Annotated in this window: 4 protein-coding genes, 2 tRNA genes and 3 rRNA genes; 3 read left to right on the forward strand and 6 right to left on the reverse strand. The window is 57.7% G+C overall.

All coding sequences use genetic code 11. The features are described 5' to 3' along the window. A partial coding sequence (locus AUL28_RS23205) for a hypothetical protein (RefSeq protein WP_210168751.1) occupies nt 1–294 on the forward strand: 294 nt, incomplete at its 5' end. Nucleotides 295–337: 43 nt separating this feature from the next. Continuing rightward, nucleotides 338–1,039 carry a replication initiation protein gene (locus AUL28_RS21800; protein ID WP_082640642.1) on the forward strand — a complete coding sequence of 234 codons (702 nt, stop codon included), beginning with the start codon at nt 338–340 and terminating at the stop codon, nt 1,037–1,039. Nucleotides 1,040–1,459: 420 nt separating this feature from the next. On the opposite strand, the gene rrf is transcribed toward AUL28_RS21800, so the two are convergent. The 5 genes from rrf to AUL28_RS21825 form a co-directional block, all read right to left on the reverse strand. Beyond that, a 5S ribosomal RNA gene (gene rrf / locus AUL28_RS21805) occupies nt 1,460–1,574 on the reverse strand. Between the two features lie 89 nt (nt 1,575–1,663). Beyond that, nucleotides 1,664–4,480 (reverse strand): 23S ribosomal RNA (locus AUL28_RS21810). Between the two features lie 462 nt (nt 4,481–4,942). After that, a tRNA-Ala gene (locus tag AUL28_RS21815) sits at nt 4,943–5,018 on the reverse strand. A 32-nt stretch (nt 5,019–5,050) separates the two neighbouring features. Beyond that, nucleotides 5,051–5,127: transfer RNA gene (locus AUL28_RS21820), tRNA-Ile, on the reverse strand. Nucleotides 5,128–5,366: 239 nt separating this feature from the next. Beyond that, nucleotides 5,367–6,846, reverse strand: a 16S ribosomal RNA gene (locus AUL28_RS21825). Together the 16S, 23S and 5S rRNA genes with 2 tRNA genes alongside form the textbook arrangement of a ribosomal RNA operon. Before the next feature lie 1,164 nt (nt 6,847–8,010). Between AUL28_RS21825 and AUL28_RS21830 the strand changes: the two genes are divergently transcribed. Then, nucleotides 8,011–9,129, forward strand: a complete 1,119-nt coding sequence (locus AUL28_RS21830) for a replication initiation protein (RefSeq protein WP_062237060.1) — start codon at nt 8,011–8,013, stop codon at nt 9,127–9,129. A gap of 15 nt (nt 9,130–9,144) precedes the next feature. On the opposite strand, the gene AUL28_RS21835 is transcribed toward AUL28_RS21830, so the two are convergent. Continuing rightward, nucleotides 9,145–9,597: a helix-turn-helix domain-containing protein gene (locus AUL28_RS21835; protein WP_062237063.1), complete on the reverse strand. Its 453-nt coding sequence runs from the start codon at nt 9,595–9,597 to the stop codon at nt 9,145–9,147. Nucleotides 9,598–9,902: the final 305 nt, after the last annotated feature.

The following is a 9,902-nucleotide window of genomic DNA, read 5'->3' on the forward strand; positions in this document are numbered from 1 at the left end:
AATGCCGTCTTTTCAGCGGCAAAATGCGTTTTTTCCTGTTTTTTCTTGTTTTTAAGGGCGAAAACGCCTTTGGAATCATGGGGTTATACCCCCCTATTCTGCCTTTTTCCGGGTTATCTCTGCCTTTTTCCGGGTTATCTCTGCCTTTTTCCGGGTGTTTTCCACAGTCTGCCGTTGCGTTCCAAGACGGCAGAATTCACCTATTCTGCCCTTCAAGACTTGCGGCAGAAGTACCCGGAACATGGCAGAGTTGACGAGAAAACCGGCGGCGAAATTCCGGGTCGAGCGCTATGATCCAGCCGCCCCGGAGCGCCCTGCGGAGGAGCGATGGGTGTCCATGAGCAATGCCCTGACGCGGGCAGGGCATGGGCTGACCCTGGCCGAGAAGCGCATCATCGCGCATGCCGCCTCGAAGCTGGACAGCCGGCGGCCCTTGGCGCCGGGCGAGGTCCCTCAGACCCATCTGACGGCGGCCGAGTATGCCGAGACCTTCGACGTGGATCTCACCACCGCCTACGAGGCTCTGCAGAGCGCGGCCAAGACCCTCTACGAGCGATCCATCACCTTCTACGAGGCGGCGCACCGCCGGCGCGGCAAGTCGCTGTCTCTGGCCAAGGTGCAGATGCGCTGGGTCGGCTCGGTGAAGTACCACGAGAAGGAAGGCTGGGTGGAGCTGCACTGGTGGCCGGCGCTGCTGCCGCACCTGACGGGGCTCAAGAAGCAGTTCACGAGCCACCAACTCAAACAGGCTTCGGCGCTGCGCTCGGTCTATTCCTGGCGGCTCCTGGAGCTTCTGACGCGGTTCGGCTCGACGGGCCGGGCCGAATACACGGTGGAGGACTTCGCGGCTTCCATGGACGCGACCGAGAAGCAGCAGGCGGACTTTGCCGCCATCCGGCGCAAGATCATCGAGCCCGCGGTGCGCGAGCTCGTGGAAAAGGACGGCTGGCAGATCGAGTGGAAGCCGATCAAGGCGGGACGCAAGGTGAAGGCGGTGCGCTTCGACTTCATGCGCGATCCGCAGGGTCAGCTGTTCTGACGGCGATGGCTCGATCGGGCCTACCTCGATGCGCCGCGCGCCTGGGACGCCGCGATCGTCGCCTCCGGTGTGGCCTTGAGGTTTTGTGACGTCAGCGCAGCGCCACCATCCAATTGGGACAGGAATGGGCGTTGAATTCAAAAATCCTCATAAATCGCCGCTGACGTGCGCTTCAATCCGAAAGCTACCCATCTAGGAAAAACACGAAAATCGCTTCCTGTGACCTTCTGTGGTCGAATGAGAGGCGATTGGGAAGCGTAGGATCTGCTGGAAGCATCCTGGCTTTCGAAAGCGCCAATAGAGCTGTGTCGCTTGGCGTTGTCGGCCTTCGGGATCGAAAGGCCCGAACGCAAAAAACCCCGCCTCGGAAGAGGACGGGGTTTTTGAAATGCGAGAAGAGAAGAAGGATGTGATTGGCAGACCTGGCAGCGACCGACTTTCCCGCGTCTTAAGACGAAGTATCATGGGCGCTGAGGCGTTTCACGGCCGAGTTCGGAATGGGATCGGGTGCAGCCACCTCGCTATAACCACCAGGTCGGCCAATCACATCAGTCTGGAAGCTGTATCTTGAAGAAGAAGCCCGAACATCCCGGCAAGGCCTGGGATGAACATGGGCGAATGAGAACGATCAAGCCGATCGAGCTATTAGTACCGGTCAGCTTCACGCGTTACCGCGCTTCCACATCCGGCCTATCAACGTGGTCGTCTTCCACGGCTCTGATAGGGAATACTCGTTTCCAGGTGGGTTTCCCGCTTAGATGCCTTCAGCGGTTATCCCGTCCATACATAGCTACCCTGCACTGCGGCTGGCGCCACAACAGGTCCACCAGAGGTATGTCCATCCCGGTCCTCTCGTACTAGGGACAGATCCTGTCAATATTCCTGCACCCACGGCAGATAGGGACCGAACTGTCTCACGACGTTCTGAACCCAGCTCACGTACCGCTTTAATTGGCGAACAGCCAAACCCTTGGGACCTGCTCCAGCCCCAGGATGCGATGAGCCGACATCGAGGTGCCAAACAACCCCGTCGATATGGACTCTTGGGGGTCATCAGCCTGTTATCCCCGGCGTACCTTTTATCCGTTGAGCGATGGCCCTTCCACGCGGGACCACCGGATCACTATGACCGACTTTCGTCTCTGCTCGACTTGTCTGTCTCGCAGTCAGGCGGGCTTATGCCATTGCACTCGACGACCGATTTCCGACCGGTCTGAGCCCACCATCGCGCGCCTCCGTTACTCTTTGGGAGGCGACCGCCCCAGTCAAACTACCCACCATACACTGTCCCGGATCCGGATAACGGACCGCGGTTAGACATCCATGACGATAAGGGTGGTATTTCAAGGATGGCTCCACGCGAGCTGGCGCCCACGCTTCAAAGCCTACCACCTATCCTACACATGCCGACACGAATGCCAGTGTAAAGCTATAGTAAAGGTGCACGGGGTCTTTCCGTCTGACCGCAGGAACCCCGCATCTTCACGGGGAATTCAATTTCACTGAGTCTGCGTTGGAGACAGCGGGGAAGTCGTTACGCCATTCGTGCAGGTCGGAACTTACCCGACAAGGAATTTCGCTACCTTAGGACCGTTATAGTTACGGCCGCCGTTTACTGGGGCTTCGATTCAGAGCTTGCACCCCTCCTCTTAACCTTCCAGCACCGGGCAGGCGTCAGACCCTATACGTCGTCTTGCGACTTCGCAGAGCCCTGTGTTTTTGATAAACAGTCGCTACCCCCTGGTCTGTGCCACCACCAATAACTTGCGTTACTGGAGGTCACGCTTCTTCCGAAGTTACGCGTGCAATTTGCCGAGTTCCTTCAACGCAGTTCTCTCAAGCGCCTTGGTATACTCTACCAGTCCACCTGTGTCGGTTTAGGGTACGGTCTATACGGTGGGGCTATTTCCTGGGACCCCTTCGAGGCTCGACCAATCCGATAAGGTCGAACAACACACGGGATCCGTCACTCACCACCAGGCCCACGAATATTAACGTGGTTCCCATCGACTACGCCTTTCGGCCTCGCCTTAGGGGCCGGCTAACCCTGCTCAGATTAACTTTAAGCAGGAACCCTTGGACTTTCGGCGAGGGTGTCTCTCACACCCTTTATCGTTACTCATGTCAGCATTCGCACTTCCCATACCTCCACGGGCCCTCACGGGTCCCGCTTCAACAGCCTAGGGAACGCTCCGCTACCGCTTGCACAAAGTGCAAACCCACAGCTTCGGTGTATGGCTTGAGCCCCGGTACATTTTCGGCGCAAGAACCCTTAAATCTAGACCAGTGAGCTGTTACGCTTTCTTTAAATGATGGCTGCTTCTAAGCCAACATCCTGGTTGTTTTGGGATCCTCACATCCTTTCCCACTTAGCCATAACTTGGGGACCTTAGCTGGTGGTCAGGGTTGTTTCCCTCTTCACGACGGACGTTAGCACCCGCCGTGTGTCTGCCGGACAGTTCTTCCAGGTATTCGGAGTTTGATTGGGTTTGGTAAAACGGTGAGTTCCCCTAGCCCATTCAGTGCTCTACCCCCTGGAGAATACATCCGACGCTCTACCTAAATAGATTTCGCGGAGAACCAGCTATTTCCGAGTTTGATTGGCCTTTCACCCCTAGCCACAAGTCATCCCAATCTATTGCAACAGATGCGGGTTCGGTCCTCCAGTGCATGTTACTGCACCTTCAACCTGCTCATGGCTAGATCACTCGGTTTCGGGTCTAATCCGACGAACTGAACGCCCTGTTCAGACTCGCTTTCGCTACGCCTCCACCTATCGGCTTAAGCTTGCTCGCCAGACTAAGTCGCTGACCCATTATACAAAAGGTACGCGGTCACCCTTTCGGGCTCCCACTGTTTGTAGGCATCCGGTTTCAGGTTCTCTTTCACTCCCCTTGTCGGGGTGCTTTTCACCTTTCCCTCACGGTACTGGTTCGCTATCGGTCATGCACGAGTACTTAGGCTTGGAGGGTGGTCCCCCCAATTTCAGACAGGATTTCACGTGTCCCGCCCTACTCGAGGACCATGACAGACATTATGCCTACGGGACTATCACCCACTCTTGTCAGGCTTTCCAACCTGTTCGGCTTCTTCTTGTCATGGTCACTGGCCTGGTCCGCGTTCGCTCGCCACTACTAACGGAGTCTCGGTTGATGTCCTTTCCTTCGGGTACTTAGATGTTTCAGTTCCCCGAGTTCGCTTCTAACCCCTATGTATTCAGAGTTAGATACCTCGCTGTTGAACCTTGGTAACCGCAATCGCACCGGGGCTTGCGCTCCAGTGCCATTCCGATCTTACCAAGGTTCGGAGGTGGGTTTCCCCATTCGGAAATCCACGGATCAAAGCTTATTCGCAGCTCCCCATGGCTTATCGCAGCGTATCACGTCCTTCATCGCCTGTGCATGCCAAGGCATTCACCAGATGCCCTTAAGACACTTGATCGTTCTCATCGCCCATGTTCATCAGACCCCATCCTAAGACGGGGTGAGAGAGACGAACAGGACGGCTTCATTCTTCTGAGCGCCCTCAACACCGGCCCGCGTGCAACGGGGATCGGCGTCCTGCGACGGCGCTCTGTCAGCTCTCGTGCCTTGGAGGACGAGAACTGACGAAAGACCAGCTTCCAGAGACGGGACCCGACAACAGCGGTCAGGCATGTTGATCGGTGACGCCACGGCCCGAAGGCCAAGGCGCCGGGTATGGCGCGGAACGTTGTTCCAGCGGGCGATGAACCCTCTGGCGATCCGCCCCGGACAGGATCGATCAGCCTTTCGGCCAATCGATCCTTCAGGACCCGTCTTCTCTTCACAATGTGTCAGAACAGGCGAACCGAACCCCGATGGGCGCGGCCGCAAAGCGTGCACTTTCTTCCTGGATATCCCGGTCCAAACCATTCGGAGGGAATGGTGGAGCTTGTCGGGATCGAACCGACGACCCCCTGCTTGCAAAGCAGGTGCTCTCCCAGCTGAGCTAAAGCCCCGTTCCCGATCGCCGCGAGGCGCTCGAGGCAAATGGTGGGCCCGGGTAGATTCGAACTACCGACCTCACCCTTATCAGGGGTGCGCTCTAACCAACTGAGCTACGGGCCCGATCTTCTTGATCCCGGCCCGGCCGAGGTCGTCGTGATATATCCAGGGAAGAAAGAGAAACATGGGCGGCGATGCCGGCCATCACCCCAATCCCGATCTCGAGGATCGATGGACAGGGCACTGGTATGCGCGATGCTCACCTGACTGATGGCATCTTGTTCTAAAATCATCCGATACGGAAGTCCGAAGCGTCTGCCCGAAAGCAGAGGGTTCGAAGGCCGTGAAAGGGCGATCCTTAGAAAGGAGGTGATCCAGCCGCAGGTTCCCCTACGGCTACCTTGTTACGACTTCACCCCAGTCGCTGACCCTACCGTGGTCGCCTGCCTCCTTGCGGTTAGCGCAACGCCTTCGGGTAGAACCAACTCCCATGGTGTGACGGGCGGTGTGTACAAGGCCCGGGAACGTATTCACCGTGGCATGCTGATCCACGATTACTAGCGATTCCAACTTCATGCACTCGAGTTGCAGAGTGCAATCCGAACTGAGACGGCTTTTTGGGATTAGCTCGACCTCGCGGTCTGGCTGCCCACTGTCACCGCCATTGTAGCACGTGTGTAGCCCAGCCCGTAAGGGCCATGAGGACTTGACGTCATCCCCACCTTCCTCTCGGCTTATCACCGGCAGTCCCCCTAGAGTGCCCAACTGAATGCTGGCAACTAAGGGCGAGGGTTGCGCTCGTTGCGGGACTTAACCCAACATCTCACGACACGAGCTGACGACAGCCATGCAGCACCTGTGCACCTGTCCCGAAGGAATAGCTCCATCTCTGGAGCCGTCAGGGCATGTCAAGGGCTGGTAAGGTTCTGCGCGTTGCTTCGAATTAAACCACATGCTCCACCGCTTGTGCGGGCCCCCGTCAATTCCTTTGAGTTTTAATCTTGCGACCGTACTCCCCAGGCGGGAAGCTTAATGCGTTAACTGCGCCACCGAGAGATAAATCCCCCAACGGCTAGCTTCCATCGTTTACGGCGTGGACTACCAGGGTATCTAATCCTGTTTGCTCCCCACGCTTTCGCACCTCAGCGTCAGTATCGGACCAGTGAGCCGCCTTCGCCACTGGTGTTCCTGCGAATATCTACGAATTTCACCTCTACACTCGCAATTCCACTCACCTCTTCCGAACTCAAGACACCCAGTATCAAAGGCAGTTCCGGGGTTGAGCCCCGGGATTTCACCCCTGACTTAAATGTCCGCCTACGTGCGCTTTACGCCCAGTAATTCCGAACAACGCTAGCCCCCTTCGTATTACCGCGGCTGCTGGCACGAAGTTAGCCGGGGCTTCTTCTGTGGGTACCGTCATTATCGTCCCCACTGAAAGAGCTTTACAACCCTAGGGCCTTCATCACTCACGCGGCATGGCTGGATCAGGCTTGCGCCCATTGTCCAATATTCCCCACTGCTGCCTCCCGTAGGAGTTTGGGCCGTGTCTCAGTCCCAATGTGGCTGATCATCCTCTTAGACCAGCTACCGATCGTCGCCTTGGTAGGCCTTTACCCCACCAACTAGCTAATCGGACGCGGGCTCATCCTGAACCGATAAATCTTTGCCCCTCAGGGCACATGCGGTATTAATTCCAGTTTCCCGGAGCTATTCCGCAGTTCAGGGTAGATTCCCACGCGTTACTCACCCGTCTGCCGCTCCCCTTGCGGGGCGCTCGACTTGCATGTGTTAAGCCTGCCGCCAGCGTTCGTTCTGAGCCAGGATCAAACTCTCAGGTTTGATAAGAGTTCTTCCCGACTAGTCACTGTCTCAAAGCATCGACGAGAGAAACGACCAAAACACCGGCCAGCCCGAAAGCCAACCAGCGCACATGATCGTCAAACACTCCAACCGAAGTCGGAGCGTGTACACTCTCATCTCAACGAAACGTGTCTCGTCGGTTTGTTCTCTCGGACGTCACTCAAATGGAAAGGAAATACCATTCAGAGCGCGTCCTCGGCCAACACCGCCGTCCACGTTTCTCTTTCTTCCAACACTATTCAATTTTCAAAGATCACGGCGGACGAACCACCGTCGGTCGACCCTCGGGCCAACCTTGCAAAGCATCCAACAGACACTTCGAAACTTTTGACACCCGGAGGCGCAAAAACGAGCCGACCAGCTTAACCTCCCAGGAAACCTGAGAACCAAACCGTCAGCTTTACCGCGAAACAAACGAGCCTTCCAGGCCGGCTTGTCCGCCCGACAGCGCCAGGGCCGTCGTTGATGAGCGGCTTATAAGGGGATTCTTCACGGGAGGTCAACACCCCCTGTCACGAAAAATGAACGGAATCGTCGTGAAACCGACTCGGGGGCGGTTCTCATGAGTTCAAGTTACTGATTTCAATAGATAATTCCTCTTCTTCATAGGCTTCGCACGGGTTCTGTCGGATGAACCGGCCTCTGAGAGCTGAGCCTTGGGCGCCTTCATGCCCTTATTGGGCGCCGAGGTGGCAAGGCGCGTCACCAGTGGGGAAGGCGCAGACGCTGATCCCATGCCTCCCTCAAGAGCCCTGGAGAGGGTGAGGCTGGTTGGGCGGGATCGAGAATAGGGCGCTTTCGTACTGATCACCGGCACGCTGATGGCGACGTTGGAGCGCTAAAAGAACCTATTGGGAGTGCTCGCCGACGAGCTTGAATAAAGGCCTTAGGTCGCTCGATTAGCTCCTCATCAGGTGCGTGATGCAGGTTTCAAACGCCTGATTTTCCGGGATTTGGATGCTGCCCGCTTTCTTGTTCTAAATGTTCTATATGTTCAGGGAAAAATACGCTTTTAAAAACAATATCTTGCGTCGCGAAAAGCTACCTATGGGGACTGAAAAGCTACCTATGGGGACTGAAAAGCTACCTATGGGGACTGAGGGCTATTTAAAAGGCTACCTTTGACATGTATAGCAGGTAGCCATGGGAAAGACGCTGCAAGTGATCGCTGATCGGGCCTATGACAAGGACCGCTCCTACCGCCCAGGGGAACTGGTGGAGGGGCGTTTTGCCGACCTCACCAATCCACCTGGCATCGTGGCACTGAAGCTCTACGAACTGATGTTCCGGGCTGCGGGGGCAGCACTAGCAGAAGACCGTTGGCACACACTCGATCTAGCGGCGATCAAGGCTGAGGCAGGGATCAAGAACCTGACCAAGCGCGAACTCGTGGACCTGTTCAAGGAACTGAGTGGCGCAGTCATGGAGTACCAATCCGGCACCAAGATCGTGGTGGGCTCACTTTTGGCGATCGCGGAGATCGAGACCGACGACGGCCCTGTGGTCGCGCGCTGGAAGTTCGGGGAAGCGTTCCGCCACATCGCCCAAGGCTCGGATTATTGGGCGATCATCGACCGTTCCACAGCGCTCTCAATGACCAGTCGGTACGCTATGCGACTCCATGAGATGATCGCGCTCCGAGCGAACCTCTCTCACAAGGCTTCCGAGACTTTCACGCTGCTCGATCTTCGTGCTCGCCTCGGAGTGCCAAAGGGTAAGCTGGAGAGGTGGGATATGCTCAACCGGAAGGCTATCCAACCCGCCATCAACGAAGTGAACCGGATTTCGCGCTTTGCCGTCTCGGCCGTCCCGAAGAAGCGCGGACGCATCGTCGTGGGGGTCGAGATCTTCTGGTCGGTGCGGACCCACGACACCGAGATCGAGGGGGAGCCCGTCCCCTCCCGGCCATCGCTTTCCGTCATCCCGCCCGAGGACACGTCTTCCGAGGCTCCAAAAGCTTCAAGGACGCGCGCCGTGCGCAAGCCGGTGTCGGACACCGCCACGTCCGCCAAGCCGCGCCAGCGGCGCTCCAAGGCGGACGCGGCGCCCCAGCCCTTGGCGGTCTTCCCGAGCGAGGGAAGCCTTCACTACACGGCCTGGGCCGAGCCGGCGCGCCGGCAGCTGCCGCAGCCGACGCCCGATCTCGCTGTGGTGGCGGATGCGTTCCGGCGCTGGGCGAAGGGTCGCAAGATGGCGCTCGATCATCGCGACATCCTCCAGATCTTCGAGACCTGGTGCGCCAAGTACCAGGTTCGGAAATAGCGCCGGCGCTTTCGCCTAACCTCTGACCGCCGCCAGGAGCCGCGTCACGAGGCCGGAGCGATCCGGCTCCGGGGAAGGCGAGACGGCGATCGTCTTCTCGTGGGTGATCGCCAGCCGCTGGGCCTGGTCGCGCCACTGGTTGCGCTCTTCACGCAGCTCGGCCGCGCGCTCGCGCTCCGTTGCGAGCAACGCCTCCAGGCGCTCCACCGTGAAACGAAGCGTAATCGCCTCCTGCAACGCCTTGGCGTCCATTTCACCGTACGACAATCCCGTTTCGGATCGCTGCACCGTTTCGCTCGGGGCCGTTTCATGGTTGGCCGCCAAGTAGCGGGTGAGCTCGGACGGATCGATCCGGAAGGAGCCGTCCTCGAGGCGCGTGGCCGAGATCTTACCGCTTTTGACCGCGCGCCAGATGGTCGGCTTCGTCTTGCCGGCGACTTCGGCAGCCGTTGCAAGCGTGTAGGACATGGGGCGGGGCCTTGTGTTCGATCCTGTTGCGCAACGCTAGCGATCGAATGGTTAATCCAGCCTTAAGCATTCGGATCGTTCGTTGCGCCCATGCCCTGCAACGCCTTGCACGAAACGATCCGAAATGGACATTACCATAGGATGTTACGGCTCAAAGCTCAGAGCTGACATCAACTCTCGGCGGCTCGCCTTCCTGGCAGACCCCTTTGGCTTCATAGCTCCTTTTGCAGGCTCTGCTTGCCTTCACATACCTCTCGGCTTGGTCTCTGCCAGAGATCGTTTCGGAGGCGTTCGAGGCACCGGAA

The organism is Aureimonas sp. N4 (assembly GCF_001463925.1).
Classification (GTDB): domain Bacteria; phylum Pseudomonadota; class Alphaproteobacteria; order Rhizobiales; family Rhizobiaceae; genus Aureimonas; species Aureimonas ureilytica_A.

Coding starts and splice junctions, on each gene's coding strand:
- AUL28_RS21800 (WP_082640642.1), top strand. CDS start 338: ATGAGCAATGCCCTGACGCGGGCAGGGCATGGGCTGACCCTGGCCGAG.
- AUL28_RS21830 (WP_062237060.1), top strand. CDS start 8,011: ATGGGAAAGACGCTGCAAGTGATCGCTGATCGGGCCTATGACAAGGAC.
- AUL28_RS21835 (WP_062237063.1), bottom strand. CDS start 9,597: ATGTCCTACACGCTTGCAACGGCTGCCGAAGTCGCCGGCAAGACGAAG.